Origin of the sequence: Lacticaseibacillus zeae subsp. silagei, assembly GCF_030770335.1 — a bacterium.
GTDB lineage: Bacteria > Bacillota > Bacilli > Lactobacillales > Lactobacillaceae > Lacticaseibacillus > Lacticaseibacillus zeae.
In genome coordinates, this window is sequence record NZ_CP132484.1 from 2,848,551 (window position 1) to 2,867,105 (window position 18,555).

At 48.1% G+C, this 18,555-nt stretch carries 13 protein-coding genes; all 13 read right to left on the reverse strand.

Annotated features, from left to right (window positions below; genetic code table 11):
* Positions 1-221: 221 nt before the first annotated feature.
* Positions 222-1,325 carry a DNA glycosylase AlkZ-like family protein gene (locus LACZS1_RS13170; protein WP_070651226.1) on the reverse strand — a complete coding sequence of 368 codons (1,104 nt, stop codon included), beginning with the start codon at positions 1,323-1,325 and terminating at the stop codon, positions 222-224.
* Positions 1,326-1,578: 253 nt separating this feature from the next.
* Positions 1,579-1,959: a YxeA family protein gene (locus tag LACZS1_RS13175; RefSeq protein ID WP_070651224.1), complete on the reverse strand. Its 381-nt coding sequence runs from the start codon at positions 1,957-1,959 to the stop codon at positions 1,579-1,581.
* A 528-nt stretch (positions 1,960-2,487) separates the two neighbouring features.
* Positions 2,488-3,117, reverse strand: a complete 630-nt coding sequence (locus LACZS1_RS13180; protein WP_070651222.1) for an NUDIX hydrolase N-terminal domain-containing protein — start codon at positions 3,115-3,117, stop codon at positions 2,488-2,490.
* A 292-nt stretch (positions 3,118-3,409) separates the two neighbouring features.
* Positions 3,410-3,616: a hypothetical protein gene (locus LACZS1_RS13185; protein WP_070651220.1), complete on the reverse strand. Its 207-nt coding sequence runs from the start codon at positions 3,614-3,616 to the stop codon at positions 3,410-3,412.
* A gap of 180 nt (positions 3,617-3,796) precedes the next feature.
* A complete protein-coding gene (locus LACZS1_RS13190) occupies positions 3,797-4,024 on the reverse strand; it encodes a DUF3923 family protein (protein WP_231956465.1) in 228 nt (75 codons plus the stop codon).
* 116 nt (positions 4,025-4,140) lie between these two features.
* Entirely contained in the window at positions 4,141-9,468 is a 5,328-nt protein-coding gene (locus LACZS1_RS13195) for a TIM-barrel domain-containing protein (RefSeq protein ID WP_274804413.1), read from the reverse strand.
* A gap of 431 nt (positions 9,469-9,899) precedes the next feature.
* A complete protein-coding gene (locus tag LACZS1_RS13200) occupies positions 9,900-12,158 on the reverse strand; it encodes a MucBP domain-containing protein (protein WP_306402870.1) in 2,259 nt (752 codons plus the stop codon).
* A gap of 481 nt (positions 12,159-12,639) precedes the next feature.
* Positions 12,640-14,085 (reverse strand): nicotinate phosphoribosyltransferase, encoded by a 1,446-nt coding sequence (locus LACZS1_RS13205; RefSeq protein ID WP_070651212.1) that lies wholly within the window; start codon positions 14,083-14,085, stop codon positions 12,640-12,642.
* Positions 14,086-14,120: 35 nt separating this feature from the next.
* On the reverse strand, positions 14,121-14,681 hold the full coding sequence (locus tag LACZS1_RS13210; RefSeq protein WP_070651210.1) for a cysteine hydrolase family protein: 561 nt from the start codon (positions 14,679-14,681) through the stop codon (positions 14,121-14,123).
* Between the two features lie 111 nt (positions 14,682-14,792).
* Positions 14,793-15,503, reverse strand: coding sequence for an NUDIX hydrolase (locus LACZS1_RS13215; protein ID WP_070651208.1), 711 nt, complete (start codon positions 15,501-15,503; stop codon positions 14,793-14,795).
* A 167-nt stretch (positions 15,504-15,670) separates the two neighbouring features.
* Positions 15,671-16,765: an ImmA/IrrE family metallo-endopeptidase gene (locus tag LACZS1_RS13220; RefSeq protein WP_093997778.1), complete on the reverse strand. Its 1,095-nt coding sequence runs from the start codon at positions 16,763-16,765 to the stop codon at positions 15,671-15,673.
* Between the two features lie 564 nt (positions 16,766-17,329).
* Positions 17,330-18,028, reverse strand: coding sequence for a glycerophosphodiester phosphodiesterase family protein (locus tag LACZS1_RS13225; protein ID WP_047106888.1), 699 nt, complete (start codon positions 18,026-18,028; stop codon positions 17,330-17,332).
* A gap of 33 nt (positions 18,029-18,061) precedes the next feature.
* Positions 18,062-18,493 carry an arsenate reductase (thioredoxin) gene (arsC, locus tag LACZS1_RS13230; protein ID WP_070651204.1) on the reverse strand — a complete coding sequence of 144 codons (432 nt, stop codon included), beginning with the start codon at positions 18,491-18,493 and terminating at the stop codon, positions 18,062-18,064.
* Between the last annotated feature and the right edge of the window lie 62 nt (positions 18,494-18,555).

Consider the following 18,555-nt stretch of genomic DNA (forward strand, 5'->3'; position numbering starts at 1 on the left):
ACAACATTAACTTCATCATTCTTGGCCAGCTGGCTTCCCGACTTGCTATTGATTTGTTTATTAAGCATTTCACCGTTATTTATATGCTTATCGGGAGCAGACTGCAAATTTTGTTGTGAATGTAGGTTTTATGCTGCTGGTTAGGCTTGCAAGATTATAATATTTTGGTATCAGCGATAATGTTTACAGCCAGCCTTCTTGACACAATGAGGTGAATAATCTTAATGCATGATAAACTCAGTGAAGCGCTGCAAAATATCGTCCAAGATTGCGCTATTGGCTCGATTATTTACCTTCTCATTTTTCCAAACAAGTCGGTTCACGCCAAGTTGTTTGCGGGCTCTGTCAAATCGAAGATCAACCGTGCCGACAATGTCATCCTGAATCAGGATGGGTAGCGCAAAATAGCCGAGCTTCCGATAAGCAGCCGGCGTATAACTTTCTAACTTGTAGTTGATGCCAAATACCCGCAACGTTCTAGCTCTGTCACGAATAAGATTGTCGAAAGGCGTCAACAAAGTGGCGATGTTTGGAAAGATATCGTTGTGATGAAAGGCATCTAGATCAGACGCCAAGATGTAATGGTCTTGTCCTTCAGCCGTGATGTTTGTTATCTGCTTTTCTTTGAGCAACTCGTCAAAAACACTATCGAATAAACGCTTTCGAAAATGCGCTCCGTTAAATACGTCTGTTTTAGTGGCTATCCCAAGATTATTGAATGTTAACAGAATCAAGTCCGCATATACCTGCTTTTCCAGTTCGTTAACATCAATGGGAGAATCGGCGAAGTCATCCTTAGCGGCGATCAATATTTTCCGAAACGAGCGGTCCCGCTGGATATCAATGAGTCCCGCGCGCCAAAGTTTGTCGATTGCGTTATCTTCTTTCGACATTTCCCACTGCGGTAAATTGTGATTGGAGACAAAGTCCTTTTTATAAACCCTTCCGACTTGGATTAGCTGGCGATATATCTTTATGTAGTCGGGGTAATTGACATCGTTTTGAAGCTTGGCTAAGTTCATTCTGTACAGATTTCTCACTAACTGCGAATCTTTTGACATCAGCGAAAGGGCATTTAAATAAACCTCGACCGCACCACCCTTGGTATACGAGTCGACATAGCTTGTGTTCCGATAATTCTTAAACCGGGACCACAAAAAGATGTCCTGGCTTCTGGCGTTGGTGACGTTGATGCTGTCAAGTTGAATGTAGCCGATTTTCCCTAGCAACGTGAAAAGTGCCGGCTGTGAAAAGGGTTTCTTATCAGCAATCGCCAACTGCTGCTTGAACAGTTGAAATCGTTTAATCTGTTCATTCTTATACATATAGATCCCCTAGCAATTTTTGCTTGGCGACTGCCGCAAACCGCCCTCAGTGAAACGGCAATAAAAAAGCCAGGCTACAGGGTACCATCTGCATGGTTTCAAATAGCTTGGCATCATTCCATCATGCACAGTTGAAATTAAGTGCATCTACAAATACCTTCTTATTTCAACGATCTTACCCATTTTGCTGGCAAATAATTAATCGAACTGTTTCCATTGACTGAGAATACTTTTTTAATAACAACTCGGCTATTTAGTGTCTAGCCTTAGGTGGAACTTGCTCGATCGAAACCCTCTCATAATGGGTAATGCCATAGCGATTGTTATACACAAGTCGTACCATTTGTCCTCTAGAAAAAGGACCAAGATCATGCGCAGCGGTTTTAAACTTAAGTACCCTCTTTACGCCATCGGCATTTTTCGCTGTTCCACAATAGATGTAACCTTTCTTTGTTAAATTAATAGGAACGGCAACAGCGTATTCACCAACAGATTGGTCCACCTTCATGTAGTAGTTCACACCGCCATTTCGGTATGAAGTCCACCATAAAGTCAGGACTACAACCAGTATCGATGCGCCTACAAATCCAATAGTATAAAGAGCTTCCACTGTATTATTGGTCAACTTTTTCACTCTATGTGTTTACCTCCTTTTTTAAAAGCCTTGAATTTGAATCGGGATATCAGTTTCCGCAGAGCGTTGTGTGAACATCTTGACTTAGAAAATAACAGACATCCTACGCCTAACATTTCTGAGTGGCTGACACTCGTTAGATGTCTTCTTTGTTCTTATTTTTCGATTAACTAGGTGCCAGAAGTCATGAGATACGCTCAACAGACAGAACAACATGGAGGCTATTAGCATAATCCCGCCGTTTAGCCAGCACTGATTCTCTGCTTGCAAACAACGTAAGATTAGTATATTCTCATAATTCTCTTTTAGTCAACTTAATTCTACTTGTTTGGCTAATTTACAGTTAATGATTATATAAAAACAAGAAGATTAATTATTTAATTATACTTGTGTCAGCGCGTTGTCCAAATAAGAAATCCAGTTGACTGCTCGATCTGGAAGGAAAGTATGACTAGGCTTGTTTGGACATCACTTAAAGAGTATCAACATACCCAGGTAGGCTTAATTATCGTACTAATTAGCAAACGATCAATCAAACCGCGTCTCCCAATGCTCAGCCACGTGTGCCGCAAACGCCATAGCAATATCAGCGGGAAGGTTACGTTGCAACGATAACGGCAGTGCCAGCGCTTCTTCACGACTGAAAGTTTTGACATTTTCAGTTTCGATTCCTGTCTTTAATACGTTCGTTACAGGTTTGCAAGCAATGAAAAACTTGTACACGTCACGGGTACTCTGCGGCGCATAGTCGCGTTTGCGGACCGAATAGACCGCCAGAAGCTGAGTGGGTTTAACCGTCAAGCCTGCCTCTTCGCGTGTTTCTTTAACCGCAATTTCACTGGCACTATAGCCCAAATCGGCCCAGCCACCGGGAATGGACCACGTTTTGCCCGCGCGCTCCTGAACCATCAAAAGGCGATCATCGATAAACGTGACGGCCCGCACATCAACTTTGGGCGTTACGTAGCCAATATCCTGATCTACAAACAATCGTGCCTGTTCGGGAGTCGCATCGCCTAGCAACATCACCAGCTGCTTGGTGATCGCCGCCAGCTGATCGTAACGTTCGCGGTCAAAAACATCCTTTGTGTAGTAGCGCCCGGACTGCGCAATCGCTTGCAGCTGCGCAATTAACAGATTCAGGTCCTTCGTTGCCATCCCTATCACCTCACTTACTATTGTAGTTGATGACATTTCATGACTAACGTATTTAGTGATGAATTTAAGCAAAGTTGAAGGCGTTGCTTTTCGATGACAAGCACGGTATCCGAATCGTTAAAAACGGGTTCCACTATGAATTTGAACCTGTTATAATAAATGTGTAAGCAAAGAGCGCCTTGCTCTAACAAGACGCCCCTTGTGGTACAGCAGAACCGTTAAAAGCACGGTGGCATATTACGCAACTAAAAGCCGCGATTTCTTGCCAAAGTCAACGCGGCTTTTAGTCTGCCTACTTTCCTCGGAATTTTCCGAGCACTTGCTTCAGCTCGTAAACTGCATGACACAGTTTTTCCAAAGCCTTGATCAAACGTGTACACACGTTGACCATGACAATGGCCGAGCCGAGGCCAGCCGTGATTGCCGCAAAGGCGTCAATCACAGACGACAAACTGGCACCTCCTTTCGTTGGAATGTGGTTCGATAGTCCTAAAACCATCGGCATCACCTTCTTTCGATTGCGAAGCGCCACCGCTTATTTAACTTTCTGCTTATTCATAGCTTATCAGATGCTACGCCCGCGACCAATCATATCGCGGGTTTTTTAATTTCCATAGAATGCGATTTTTCTAAAGACAGACACTTAATAAATAAATCTCGTTATTGAAGTAAGCGTTGTTCATGAATGACGGTTGGAAACCAACAAATAAATCCCTTCCACAAGAGCAATCACTAATATCACGACCCCCAAGACTGCCAGTGACGCTAAACGTGACTGCATTGTCTCCACATGACCCGTCCCATCAACTTGACGCACTAGGACTGTGATGGTTAGACCAACTATTGCAATTGCCAAAATACCGTTTACTAGCCAAAGTATTTTATGCTTCAATTTGCCTACCTCCATTTGAATTTCGTTACGAGAAGGTGCCTAAATGGTGCCCTTCTTAATTGAAACAATAGGCCGCCACCTCGCAGGAGATGTCGGCCTATTGGTGCCGCACAACTAAATACTACAATCGACTATTCATGCTTATGCTTACGCAACTTAACGTACCCCAGCAATCCAATTAACGCAGCTCCCAAAACAGCCAAGACTGACTGCGTTTGCTCGCCCGTTTTAGGAATGGCGTTTGCATCATTCGTTTCTTTCCCGGATGATGGTGTTTTGCCGGATTGCGTTGGCTGCCCGCCTTGGAACCCGCCGCCTGGTGTTGGTTTTGGTGCAGGTGCTGGCGGTGTTGCCGGATCTTTCTTGTCTGGCTCTGGCGCCGCCTTCACAAGGTGATCGATCGCGCTTTTGAGGTCGGCGACTGCCTTGGCAACCTGTGCTTCCGTTGCCTCAGGGTCTTTTTGGACGGTGCGGGCTTGCGCTAAAGCCGTTTGCAAGTCGTTAAAGCTTGCCTCTGTGTAGGCGTCTTTTTTAAGTCCGGCCGCCTGCGTGATCAGCTTGACCAGTTCGGTTTTATCCAGCAGTTTGACGAGCTGTTGAAGTGCCGTCAAAACAGCATTAGTTTGCTCCGCGACTGCTGCCTGCGTGGCGTTCAGGTCGGTTAAAAGCGGACGGGCCGCTTTCAATGCGGCTTGCAGTTTCGCGTAAGAACTGGCGGTATAAGCGCTGGCACTTAACTTGTCGGCTGTTGCAATGACCGCCTCCAGCGACTGTTTGTTGGCGCGTGGCACCAGCGCGTCAATCGCGGCCTTTAACTGATCCACGGCCGCCTGTTGTGCAGCAGTCGATGCGTTTGGATCTGCCGCGACCTTTTTACCAGCGGCAATCGCATCGGTTAGTTTGGCATAGCTGGCAGGTGTATAGTCGTCTGCCTTAAGCGTTGCCGCTACCTGAAGCCACTGCGCCAAATCGGTGACCGGCGTTGGTTGCTGTTTGAGTTCTAACGCAACCCAAGCAGCGGTGATGGCCTGAATGGCCGATTGAATTTGCACTTGGGTCGCGTGTTCGTCAGCGTTGACTGGCTTAGCCGCAGCAACTGCAGCCTCCAATTTAGCGAAACTGGCCTCCGTGTAGGCGTCTGGTTTCAATGCTTCCGCCGCGTCGATGAGCCCTTTCAACTGCGCCTGGGTCACACCGCGGTCGGCTTCCAGTTGTTGCAAAGCCTTTTGCAGATCGGTATACGCCTTCGTGAGGGCTTCGGTAGAGGCATTGTCATCTTTCACAAGCTGCGCGGCCGCGTCACTGGCGGTTGCGACTGCCTGCCAACTGCTAGTGGTAAACAGCTTAGGATCCAAGGCATGAACCGCATCCAGCAGTGCCGTTAACTTAGTCTTCGCTTGCGCCTGTTCGCTTGCTGACTGTTGCACGGTCACAGGTGAAGGGTCTTGCGGCAAGGCTTCCGGTCCCCATTGATTGGTCAACATCAGGTCGCGTAACGCAAACTGCAAGTCGGCTTTGGTCATCTGGGTTTTGGTTTTCAGCGTGATCGTTGCCAATTTCTGGTCGCCAGATAAGCGTGGTTGTTGGCCTTCATTGGCAAAAATCAGATAAACATCCCGACTGTTGTCGCCATGGGTCCGGATTTTGCTGAAGTTGACCATGTTGGCGGTCGCTTTAGTCGGTTCGACTTTGACCAAGTCCACATTCGGATTGGTCAACGGCAGGCGGGCAAATAGGCTGTTCACCTTGTCTAGATGATTGCCGACTAAGGATAACGTGATGGTATCGCCCGGTACATAAGTCGGCTTGTCAGTCTGCAAGGCCAATGTGCCCGCTGGCGTCGTTTCGTCCGGTTTGGTCACCGGCTGCTTACCCAGCTTGGTCATGACATAGTTGATATCAAACGCATCAATCACCCCATTACGATTCAAGTCGCCATTTTGAACATAGCCGTTAAAATCGCTGTCGATATTGGCGGTTAATCCAGCGTAGTTCATCAATGACGTTTTATCGTCATCATTCACCTGACCGTCATTGGTAATATCGCCGAGCGTCGCCTTGTTCGTGCCATCGCGTTTGAAAAGCAGAAGTTCGCGACCGGAGACAAAATCGCCGACCGTTGACTTTTCCGGAATGACAAATCGGACATACTTGGCTTTTTCCTTCTCGCTGAAGTTAATGGTTTTGTCGGTGCTGTCCCATTTCCAGCCCTTGCCTTCGCCGGCCTGATGCCAATGAATGCCGTCCAAACTGGTTTCAACGGTTAACGCTGACAGATTGCCGTTGCCGCCGTTTTCGCGTGGGACATAGGTTACGTGATCCAAATCATACACGCCATCCAATTCGGTGGTGATCGTCATCGGTGTCGGCGACTGTTTTGGCGTGTCCGAGAACCAATTGCTGTGCGCCATGGTGTCTAGATCCTGGTCAAAAAGATTGTCGACGGTATCGTCACCCTGCCAAACCGGGGCGTCCTTGATCGGCGAGGTCACTTTCGGATTGCGCATCTTCACGGCTAGGCGCATCGGGTTTTCTTTAGAACTGAACGTCTGCTCGGTGCTCCATTTTGAAACGGCCTTGGTCGTGACGGTCCGGACCTGGAACGTGTGCTTCGAGTTGTCTTTGACCTGATCCAGCACAAACGCTGGCTTGTTCAGATTGCGATAAATGACGCCATCTGCTTTCACGTCGTAACTTGCCGCGTCTTTCACTGGACTCCAGTTAATGCCGACAGCCGTGTCCGTGGTGGTTTTGTCGTCTTGCTTCACGTCGGTCGGTACCGGAACCTGATCGCTTTCCGGCAAGTCGCCAGTTGTCGGATCATCGGTAGCGTCGATGCCTGATACGGTTAACTTAATCGCATTGGTTTTCACATTGGTCTTGTCCAGCTTAACCTGCAGGAAGTTTTGGTCAATGCTTTTATCTGCCAGTTTTTCCAGGTAGGTGTTGGTATGATACTGTTTGTTGACAAAATAAACATTGCTGCCGGCTTCATAGTCTTGAAGATTATCAACTGCCTTTAGCGTGACCGCCTTGCCGCCAACCATCGCGGTTACTTTTTTCGGTTGCCCACTGGTGCGAATGGCAAACTCGCTAGTGCGTTCCGGATCCAGCCCGCTGTAATCACCAGTGAGCGGATCAACGGTCACTTCCAGTTGATCCTTTTGCAGTTCGCTCGTGATTTTGGTTTGGGCGTGGGCACCCTTCAAATATTTTTGCGAAATCCCGTCGTCTTCGTAAACGGTAAAATCATTCTTGCCGGCTGCCGGGAAAATCTGGAATTGCCGCTTGGTTTGATCAAACGCTTTTGGCGTATTGTGCGCCGGTATCGTCGGGATCACGGCACCTTTTTTGACGAAGACCGGCAGCTTCCAGATCGGCGCGTCAAAATTATTTAACACTTGCCCGCCACGGTATTCCTTGCCGGTGTAATAATCGACCCAAACCTGGTTTTTATCCGGCAGATAAATGCCATTGCGGACGTCATTCCCTTTATCGTCGGCAGCCGTGTTTTGGTAAATCGGCGCCACTAGGAAGTTGTCGCCCCACAGGTATTCATACTTCACCAAGTCCGTGTACGCTTCAGGAATCTCCGGATAGTCCAGGAATAAGCCGCGCACCATTGGCTTGCCATCGAAAACGCTTTGCGCCGAAGCCGTGTAATTGTATGGCATCAACATCGTTTTCTGCTTGTTATAGGCCCGATTGATAGCGGTCGTTTGGTCATCAAATGAAAATGGCGTCTTGGGATTACTGCCCCAGCCGTCCATGTTCAGCTGAATCGGGGTGAACGCCTTCCACTGAAAATCGCGGGCGTTGACAATCGGATTGCCGCCGCCGAAAATGCCGTCCATATCCGATCCGACATACGGCTGGCCGGATAAGCTGGTGCCAATGTACGTTGGAATGTGAAAGCGAATATATTCCCACTGGCCCCCGGTTTGATCACCGGTCCAAATGCCGGCGTAGCGCTGGGTGCCGGCCCAACCATCCAAGGTAATGGCAAACGGCCGTAAGTCATCGCCTTTGACTTTAGTCAGCATCTGGTTGGCCTTTTCCAAGCCATCCAAGCCGAATGAATAGCCGGAGCCGACCCAGGCAACATCCGTTTTCAACGCTTTGACCCCATTCGCCACTTCTTTGGCAAAGTCGCGATCATCCGGTTTTGGATGCGCCGGATCGACCGGTGACAGATTTTGCTGGGTCCATAAACCGGTTGCGACGCCATGTTTGTCGGCATAATCGGCAAATTCCTTGAGGTTGGCCAGATTACCCGCCAACGAATCGGTTTGCCCATAGCCGGCTCCATAGCCATCATTAGGCAGCAGCCAGCCCAATGGCATGTCGTTCTTGGCATACCGGTCAATCACGGCCCGGGCGCTGAATTGGTAATTGTTCAGTTCACCATTCAGTGACTCCTTGATACCACTTTGGCCAGCCGGCACTTTCCCTGGCTGATACTCTTTGTAATACTTGCCGTCTTCAAACTTAATCGCACCCGGCGTGTCAGCACTGACTGGCACCCAGGTATCGCGATTATAAGCATTCAGATGCGCCTCATAAAAGCCGTACCGCGGCATCATCGCCGGTGCACCGGTGAGATTATAATAGTCTTTCAACAAATCAGCCGGCTTCGCATCAAAGAAATACACGGCATCGAAGCGCTCTTCTTGATGGGTAGTCTTAACCTGCCCATCCCCAGCCGCATCAAAATCATACGCTCCCGGCGTAAAGGTGTTGCGTACCACCCCGTAACCGGCTGTGGACCAGTAAAACGGATTAGGCGACGCCACCCCGCCGTCCACCCAGTTGTTGGTGTTTTGAATTTTGATCTTTTTGCCGGTCAAAGTGAAGTTGCCGTTTTGTGTGCCACCGCCGAAGAAATGATCCTGACCGCTGCGCTTCAAGATCTGCGTCGTGTAATCGGCTGTTATTTCCAGCGGTTGCTGTTCGGCCATGACCACTTTATTGCCTTGCAAAACCTGTAACGTCGCGGCGGCTTTATCAAAGTCGATCGTGATCGCCTTGGTTTGAATCTGCCAGCCCTTCGTTGCATTCGCCAACTGAGCAGCGTCAAATGGTTTAGCGGCGGAGGTATCGACAGTTTTGGTGAAAATTTTTGCATTCAGCCCATCGCCGGATTGCGCCGGTGCATCAAACTTACCGGTCGGATCGGCATAAAAGCGAAACTGATTGTCAGCCAAAATAAATAACCGCGCCTTGAGATTATTCGAATAAGTAATTTCAAAATAATGTGCCTGTTTCGTGACACTGACGATTTGCAGGTTGCTTGTAGCTGCCTTGGTCGTCGCCTTGCTAGTGCCTGGATCCGCCTTAACCGCCGACACCGGAATCGTGCTGGTGAAGTAAACGGCCGTGGCCGTGAGTGATAAAACCGCGCTGCTGTATAACAGTGAACGTGGAACCCGATATTGCCGCTTCTTTAACCCTTGGTGCATCGAGAAACTCCCCCTCAACGTTTGCATAACCCTCGCACAACATATTATTTCGGTGGTTGGTACCACCTGAGCGAATTGTAACCGCATTCATGAGTTACTTTCAACTGGAAAGTTCTTTCGATGAGAAGGAAAAAGCAGTTTCTTGAATTATTTTTCTGAAAATAAAAATATATTTATCTTAAGTTTGTCGCAACACGCGTTATATATCAAGCGGCTTCAGCTAGGTTTGGCCACTGAGAAAATGCTCTTGAACTTTTTCAATTATAATTTTTATATTCATGAGAGTCAGACTCATTTCATTCACGGATGTAAGCATTGGCATCTGAGCGCACAAAAAGAACGCGCAGATTAAATGTCTACGCGTTCTTCTTTGAAGCTCGTATCAACACGATTCCAAAAGCTACTTTTGGAACCATATCTTAACTACCGCATTATTTTGCTTGATGTGCTAAGTGCCGTGCTGCGAGGCCAACAATGCCTGTCAGTACGATCATGGCGCCGACAATGCCAACCAATGCGTTGACCGCATCGCTGGTTTGTGGCAAACGATGGTTGTTGGTGCCATTGTCATTGCCTGTCACATTAGGTAATTGCGAGCCGTTACCACCATTGCCGCCGTTACCGTTGTTGTTGTCATTGATACCGGTGCCCGGGGTGATGGCGCCGGAAGCACTGGAACTGCCATTGTCGCTAGCACTTGGGGCAACTGAGCTGCTTTCGCTGGAACTTGCTTTTGAGCTTGGTTCGTTCGAGCTGCTGCTTGAGCTTGCGCTGGAACTTGGTACGTTCGAGTTGCTGCTCTCACTGGCACTTGAGCTAGAGCTTGGTACGTTGGAGCTGCTGCTTTCACTGGAAGTTGAGCTGGAACTTGGTACATTCGAGCTGCTGCTCTCGCTGGAAGCTGAGCTGGAGCTTGGTACATTTGAACCGCTGCTTTCGCTAGGTGTTGAGCTGGAGCTTGGTACATTTGAACCGCTGCTTTCACTGGAAGCTGAGCTGGAACTCGGAACGTTCGAACTGCTGCTCTCGCTGGAAGCTGAGCTTGAGCTAGAACCTGAGCTTGGAACGGTTGAGCTGCTGCCACTGCCGCCAGTGCTTGGCAGAACCCCATGCTTTTCATAAACGAAGACGACCGTTTGTGGATCGCTGGTGAACTTACCTGTAGGCTGGCCGGTTACTGACTTAAACTCGTAACCTTCAAACTGCTTCTGAGTTGCCGTATACGTGTCACCGACATTACCACTCAAGGTAACGTCCGGTGCCAACTTGGTGCCATCGGTTGTCTCGTAAGAAACCGTGACGTTGCCGCCTTTAACAGGAGCTGGCGCAGTAACCGTGACATGCGCGGTCTTGGAAATCGTCACGCCGCCGAGTGTGTAGCTGTATTTAACGGCATAAGTACCTGGCTTGCTAGTATCAACTGTGCCATCTGTCTTAATCTGTGATGAAATGTCGCTACTATCCTTCGGTGAAACTGCCGATACAAGATTGTCTTTAGGATTCCAAGTGCTGCCTTCTTTAATCGTTGTATCTTTGGTATCAATCACTTGATGGATTTCAACGTAGCAATCAGTCTTAGGAATACTGATCGGCTTACCATTTTCATCAACAATCTGAACCTTGGTGTCAGACACGGTATCATACAGATAACTCTTCACGAATTGACCATCCGCACCAACGTCAACGGAAAGTCCCTGATCCTTGATCGCGTTCATGATCCGCGTCAAATCATGTTTGATAAGGCCACCCTTGTAAACAGTGCCGGTTTTATCCGGTTGATCAAGCAGATTCGAAAAGTTATACGCGGTGAAATCTGCATTAGGGGTTGTCGTTGGCATCAATTTCTGAATTGAGTCAGGTAAAGCGGTATATTGTGTCGCCGAATCTCTCTTGGCTGCAAAGTATCCGGTAAAGTTCATATCGTAAGGTTCAGAGAAGCGAGTCGTTGTCGTTGAACCCCAGCCCTTGTCGCCAAACGCCAAGGTCTGAACGAACAAAGTCGAACGATTGTAGTCGCCTGCGCCAATCGTTTTATCTGTGGTATTGCTCAACGTAAGCGGCATGGTCATGGTAATTTTGCTATTAGCTGGCAAATCACCCATGACTTGAACGGCGATCAATTGGCTCCACTTATACTGACTCAGAAAATCGCTTTGTGAATCATACACGCCAGGCTTGCCACTATAGAGCACCTTCAAGCCCGCTTTAGCCATGTCCTGACTAAAGGTCGGTGCGTCTGCAACATCAGCTTCAATATTGTTTGGATCGACACCTTTAAAATCAGGTGTTTCGAAAATAACATTGATATTCTCAGCTGTTGAATTGCTGTTCTTCAAGGTGCTGATTTCATCCACTTTGCTCAAATCTGTAAAGTTTGTGATTGAGTTTGAGTTAGTGGATACCGGTGTGATCACACTCGTACCATTCTTATAAGTCGTCTGGAACTGAGTGCTAAACGCCACACCATTTCGCTCATTCGAAGAATTATCATTGGTAGGATTCGGTATTAGATTGGTAACACTGTTGTCCTGCGTTGTCTTCAACTGAGTGGCAACATGATCGGAACCGGATCCGGTACTGGAATTGCTTGCCGCATTCGACACGCTGGTTCCAGGCACACATAACAACGCAATGGTTGTCATGCATAAAACAGCTGCGCTATAAACATATAGCTTGGCCTGTTTCCACATTTGTATCCCCTCCATATTGTAACAACCACACGTTTCCTGCCAAAACAAGTTGACCACTTATCAATACGACCCATTTGGTAGAAAGCGCATAAATCTTGAATCCATATTTAGTATACATCTAAATAATTATATTACAATATCATTTAATTTATTTTACATAAAAAGGACATCGGCCTCTAAAATATGGCCTAAAAACAGGCCTTTTTATTTTTGGCGCATCTACTTACAAATTGTTAAGAGAACAACAAGAGACAACTTTTTTGCCACTTTTTGTCGTCCGATTTGGTTCACTATGTTCACGGAATCTTCGTGCTAGCAGAATTGTCCAGACCTCCATAAAGCGCTAATAAAATAACACATAGTCAATCTAAGACTTCATGGTTTTACAATTCATTAACGCCACCAACGTTATCTTAAACCGACGAAAAAAAACGTCATCCAACTTAGAGCGGATGACGTTCAAAGAATCAGTTTATGCTAATTATTTTTGACTATTTTGATGATGCTCATCAATGAGTTGTTGTTGCAAAGTTGCCAGCTTAGGTGTCAGGTAGACTGGGTAAAGATCAGGATTGACGAGCCGCTGTGTGGCTTCAGGCAGCTGGGCTAATTCTTGACGAGCGTATTTTTGAATCGCAAAGACATCAGTTGTTACTGACAATTCTTTTCCAGGATTAAAAGCTGGTTTCAGAAGTGGACGGGCGAAGAAGTCGCTCAGAGTAACTTGCGGATGCGTTGCCAGTGGGTTCGCGCTGACTGCTGCAATTGTTTGCGGCAGGGTTTCATCGGCTAAGGCAATGACGTCAGCAAAGGCTTGCTTGCTGTTGTGGTGGTACAGTCGATAAACCTGTTTGTGGCTCGGTAAGGTCGTTTTTTCGCGACTGGCGCTGACTTTGATTTTCGGCAGCCACTGACCATTTGCTTGCAAGGCTGCCATTTTATAAACGCCGCTCAGCACCGGTGACGACGCGCTCGTGATGAGGTTTTCACCAATTCCGAAGTTGTCAATTGGCGCGCTTTCTTTTAGCAAGGACTGCACCACGGTTTCGTCTAGGGCATTGGAGGCTGTGATTTTGGCATCCGGGAAGCCGGCCGCATCTAACATCTGGCGCGCTTGCTTGGCGAGCTGGGTGATATCGCCGGAGTCAATGCGAATGCCCACCGGATGATGACCGGCCGCTTTTAGTTCCTTGAATACCGTGATGGCGTTGGGCACACCGGACTTTAGGACATCATACGTATCGACCAGCAAGGCGCTGTTGTCTGGATAGACTTTTGCCCAAGCGCGAAACGCACTCAGCTCATCAGGGAAAGCCTCGACCCAGCTGTGGGCCATCGTTCCGGCAGCCGGAATGTTGAATTGCTGGGCAGACAACACATTGGAGGTACTGCTGCACCCGCCGATAACCGCGGCGCGCGCACCGTAGACCGACGCATCAGGGCCTTGCGCCCGCCGCGCCCCGAATTCCATGACCGGCCGGCCTTCTGCGGCTGCCGTGATCCGCCGTGCTTTGGTGGCGATGAGCGACTGGTGATTGACAATGTTCAGCAGTAATGTTTCCAGTAGTTGCACTTGCATCAGCGGTCCCTGAACGGTTAATAACGGCTCACGCGGAAAGACCGGTGTACCTTCAGGTAAGGCCAACACCGTGCAGTCCAGGCGCATCTTTTTCAAATAGTCCAAAAAGGTTTCGGAATAAAGTTTCAGCGACCGCAAGTAGCTGATATCTGCATCCTCAAAGTGAAAGTTGCGCAACGCCTCAACGACTTGCTGCAAGCCGGCTGCGATAACAAAGCTGCCGTGATCCGGAACGGTGCGGAAGAAAAGATCAAAAACCGCTTGATCCTCGTGCGGCAAGGCAGCACAATACCCGTTCGCCATCGAAAATTCGTAAAGATCTGTCAACATTGCCGGATTCATATTCATAATTTAATAAGCCTTCTTTTGATTCATGAGCGATTTTATTCAGTAACAGTAGCACCAAGCACATGAGCAAAATGATCCAATGCCCATTCTTGCCCAGCCGGAGTTAACGCTGCCACGCCATTTTTGTGAACCACCATTTGGTAATTGAGGTTGTAAGCATCGACTGCCGTGTGCAGCACGCAAATATCGGTGCAGACGCCAACTAGATGAATCGTGTCGATTTTACGCTCCCGCAACCGCAGATCCAGCGGGGTGCCGGCAAACGCGGAATAACGCGTTTTATCAAACATATTGACGCGCTCCTCATCACGATGCGCGGCATACCAGGGAGCCAGTGGCCCGTAAAATTCCCGTCCCCAAGTACCGCGAACATTATGTGGCGGAAACAGCTTGCTTTCCGGATGATACGGATCATGCGGCGTGTGCACGTCAGTCGGTAAATAGACCCAGCCATCCTGTTGCAAGAATTCATCAGCCAAAGCAACAATCGTAGGGGCAAGTACCTGCCCGGCTTTTCCGCAAGTCAAGGCGCCTTTTTCTGCCACAAAATCATTCGTGTAGTCAATGATCAGCAGTGCTTCATTTGAATGTGCCATCAAAAACGTTCCTTTCTAATTAAAGTACTTTTTACTTAAACTAAGGTTGCATAAAAGTACAGAAGACTTTTATTTGGTGACAACGATACGCGGTCTGGTTGGTTTTTTCAACTATGCCAACTTAAAAAGTTTCGGTGGCCGGCCGCTGCGACTGCGGTCATGGGCAACCCCGACTTCGATAAACAGCCGCTGGTGGGTTTTTTTGAAGTTCGAGTTGTCGATCGCTGCGGCAGTGGTATGGAGAAACGGCGCATAAACTTCGCGCGCTTCTTTTAAGGTAAACGTCGGCCCGAGGACTTGCAAAATAGTCGGCTGATAATCGAGTTTGTTGCGGATCCGGCCAATGGCGACGCTGAGAATACGCGCATGATCAAAAGCTAAATCAGCTGCTTCCGGTTTCATGTGAAACGTGAGTCGACCATTTTGCAGCTGCTCATCCCCCGCCACAGCATTGAAGGCAAACCAACGCGCATCGGTGGCGCCATAGCCGGGCCGTAATTTTGGCATTGTCGGCAGATACGTCATATAGGTAAGTGCCAGCGCCCGTTCACCCGGCGTGCGCGCCGGATCAGTGAACGTGGCGAGTTGCTCGGTTGAGCCGCGATTGACATGGATGCCGATTTTATCGCGAATAAGGCGAATCGCAGCCGCATCGGCACTTTCTTTCACTCGTAGTGTGGTTTCCGGAAGCGCCCAGTATCCGGCAAACGGCTCATCAGCCCGGTGAATCAGCAAAATCTGCAACTGATGCGTAGTGCGGGAAAAGCTCCAAATTACATTGGTTATGGTAATTAGTGGGTGCGCGACAAATTCATCGGCCATAGCGTCATCTCCTCGTTTTGAAAGTGGTAGTTCTGAAAGCAGCGGTTAAATGATGCCAGTAGATTTGACTTCCATGTCATTCGCTGATAAACCGCGGCTTCAAATACAAAAATACCCCTTTGAATTTGGCATTGCCAATTCTGAGGGGATATTTTGGGTGAAAATGTTCATTCAGCAATGAACATTTGACTAGTACGATCCATCATCTTATAACTGATACCCATCAAGCTAGCGGCCTCAGTTGGCTGCACTGCACCACGTTCCTGAGCGGCGATCAAGGTATTCATGTACCGATTGTCATTTAAGCTCAGTGCGTTATTATATGGGTTACCCCCAGTCGAATCCATACTGGCTACGGGTTGTTCCGTAAAATCTTCGGGCACAATATGATCAATAAGACCTAAGCCTTGCGCACGAATCGCGGCTGCTAAAGGACTAACATTGAAAAAACGGGCGGCTTTACGAATATTATATTCTTTAACGCGAAGAATGAAGTCTTGCTCAGGCATCAAAAATGCAGTAGTTGCCTTGTTAATGAGCTGTTCTTCCTGTTTATTACTATCAAGATTCATTAGCAGCTCGTCAGTGCCATGTAAAATATGCCCAAACTCATGAATAAGTGAAAAAATACGGGCGGTGTAACTGTCTTTTTGGTTAATGAATATCAAGGGAGCATAGTCATCGAGAAGGACAAAGGCACGGGCTTCAGAAACGTCCAGCGGTCTGTTAGTACCAAAACCAGCACCGCCTTTTTGCATATTTAAGACACCCAGTTGGGACAACTGAGCACGCTGATCCTTGTAAAGATGTCTTGGCGATTCAGCATGATGCAATGCAATGAAACGAGCCATCATCCGTTGTGTCTCTGATGCCGATGCACCACGAGCAGCGCCCACAAAGGTTAGCTGCTGATTAGCTACGCCGCTCTCGTGTTTGAACCAGTCTTGTTTACGTTGCATTTCATATATAATGTCACGTAACGTGAGACTGACTTGCGCTGGCACCTTTTCCCGGGTTCGGAAAGCTAAACGAATGTCTTCCTCTTTGGGCGGTTCATCCATAAGCAGATTACCAAATGGCACATGAAGGCGCCGCGCAAATAACCCCAGCTGCTTGACGGTCGGCTGTAAATAATGTTTAAAGTCGACTTGTAACCACTTATTGCGCTGCTGGATGTCCGCTAAAACGTCACTGGGCAAGTCAGTGGTCGCCAATGCCCAGTCAATTAGCCGCTTATTCACTTGAACTCGGGTGTCTGCCACTTTCCTCGCCTCCTTAATCGCCATTATACGCATGTGTCTAACGCGACGCATTAATCACGGTTGTTATAATGATTTTGTTTCCCAAAGCGCCCATCAACACGTTGAGGTTTATTTGGAATTCTTTTTGTAAAAATGTTTACCAATTAAGATCATGCCAGTAAACCACACAACAATGACAAGAACATCCACTATAAACTCTGCAGTCTTGTTGTGAATAAATTCGTCAGCAAACATTAACGGTATGACCATTAATATTCCCATAGCCGGGTTATTGAGCTTTCCCAAAAACTTTTTCTTCATTTTGGCACCCACTTTTTGCATGCGATTATTATAAGTCGATGTTGTTCAAAGGTGTTCTTCGTGTTCTATCCAGCGAACCACCCTTGACTATGCTATTACCATACCAGATTTTTCAGTTCGCATACAAAAACACCTTGGAAGTCAGATGAAGTTCAGATTCCCAAGGTGCTTTATTTTGATCGAGACTGTGCTCATGTCTCTTAGCTAGTTTTTGAAAACTCGACGCATAGACACAGAGAAAATAACATCGATTATCCTGTCCCTTCACACCGGCGATTTACTCTCTTTCGCCACCAACTCGCGCATGTCCATGGCTTCCTCAAAACGGTTGGTGATGAGCCCGACAACGTACTTTTCGCGCATCAGTTGTTTCATTTGCAGCGGGTCGTCAACCGTCCAGACGCGCTGGGCTTTGTCGAGGTGGGCATTATAGTGCTCAATATGCACGGCTTCTAAGTAGGATGGTAAAGTGGCACCCATAAGTACCCGGCTGGTTAGCCAAGCGGTTTTCATCTTTGGGGCCAGTGTGTGAACCACATTGATGCTGTCGTGATTAAACGAAGAGTAAATCACGCGATCCTGCATGTCGAACTGCTCGACATAGTCCTGCGTCAGTGCCTCGATTCCCGGGTACCGGATTTTGCCGGTCTTAAATTCAATATTGACCATCACGTCATAACGGCTCAAAACCGTGAGTGCTTCCCGCAGTGACGGAATGTGTTCGCCATTGGCCAGCCGCATCCCCTTCAACTGGGTTCGGGTCAAATCGGCGATCCAGCCAGTCCCGTCTGTGGTGCGATCGACGCGTTCATCATGCATGATGACCAAGTGACCGTCAGCACTCATCTGCACGTCGGTTTCGATGCCGTCAATCCCATGCTCACAGGCATATTCGAATCCTTGCAGGCTATTTTCCGGAAAACGGGCAGGGTACCCGCGATGTCCATAAATTGCTACTGTCATGCTTACCCTCCGTTCATTGATCCCTAATGACATTCAATTCTGATCCTGTTTGTTATCGGCAGAAGCTGCCAACGCACGCACACGGATCTCAATTGCATCACGCACATTGCGAAATTCCTGCAACACTTCTGCCGGTGAACCAGTTGCAGCAGCAGGATCTTGCAACGGCCAATGCAAACGGCGAACCGACGGCGGTGTCCACGGACAACGATCACGCGCATCTCCGCACAATGTCACAATTAGATCTGCCTGTTGCAACGCGGCGTTATCAATAACTTTTGACTGCTGTCTGGAGATATCGATCCCTTTTTCTGCCATCACCTTCGTAGCAAACGGGTTGAGTCCATGCGCTTCAAGTCCGGCGCTTCTTACCTGCCACTGCTGACCCAGCAGCCTTTTTGCAAACCCTTCTGCCATCTGGCTGCGACAGGCATTGCCGGTACAAAGAAAATAGACTTTTGGCATGATCGCAACCTCCTCAAAATAGGACGATTAATATTGTCTTGATCATACGCGTCCGCCATGCA

Bases quoted from the DNA above. Each gene is read 5' to 3' on its own strand.
- LACZS1_RS13225 (WP_047106888.1), bottom strand. From the start codon at position 18,028: ATGACAGTAGCAATTTATGGACATCGCGGGTACCCTGCCCGTTTTCCG.
- LACZS1_RS13200 (WP_306402870.1), bottom strand. From the start codon at position 12,158: ATGTGGAAACAGGCCAAGCTATATGTTTATAGCGCAGCTGTTTTATGC.
- LACZS1_RS13180 (WP_070651222.1), bottom strand. From the start codon at position 3,117: ATGGCAACGAAGGACCTGAATCTGTTAATTGCGCAGCTGCAAGCGATT.
- LACZS1_RS13210 (WP_070651210.1), bottom strand. From the start codon at position 14,681: ATGGCACATTCAAATGAAGCACTGCTGATCATTGACTACACGAATGAT.
- LACZS1_RS13190 (WP_231956465.1), bottom strand. From the start codon at position 4,024: ATGGAGGTAGGCAAATTGAAGCATAAAATACTTTGGCTAGTAAACGGT.
- LACZS1_RS13185 (WP_070651220.1), bottom strand. From the start codon at position 3,616: ATGGTTTTAGGACTATCGAACCACATTCCAACGAAAGGAGGTGCCAGT.
- arsC (WP_070651204.1), bottom strand. From the start codon at position 18,493: ATGCCAAAAGTCTATTTTCTTTGTACCGGCAATGCCTGTCGCAGCCAG.
- LACZS1_RS13205 (WP_070651212.1), bottom strand. From the start codon at position 14,085: ATGAATATGAATCCGGCAATGTTGACAGATCTTTACGAATTTTCGATG.
- LACZS1_RS13195 (WP_274804413.1), bottom strand. From the start codon at position 9,468: ATGCACCAAGGGTTAAAGAAGCGGCAATATCGGGTTCCACGTTCACTG.
- LACZS1_RS13170 (WP_070651226.1), bottom strand. From the start codon at position 1,325: ATGTATAAGAATGAACAGATTAAACGATTTCAACTGTTCAAGCAGCAG.
- LACZS1_RS13215 (WP_070651208.1), bottom strand. From the start codon at position 15,503: ATGGCCGATGAATTTGTCGCGCACCCACTAATTACCATAACCAATGTA.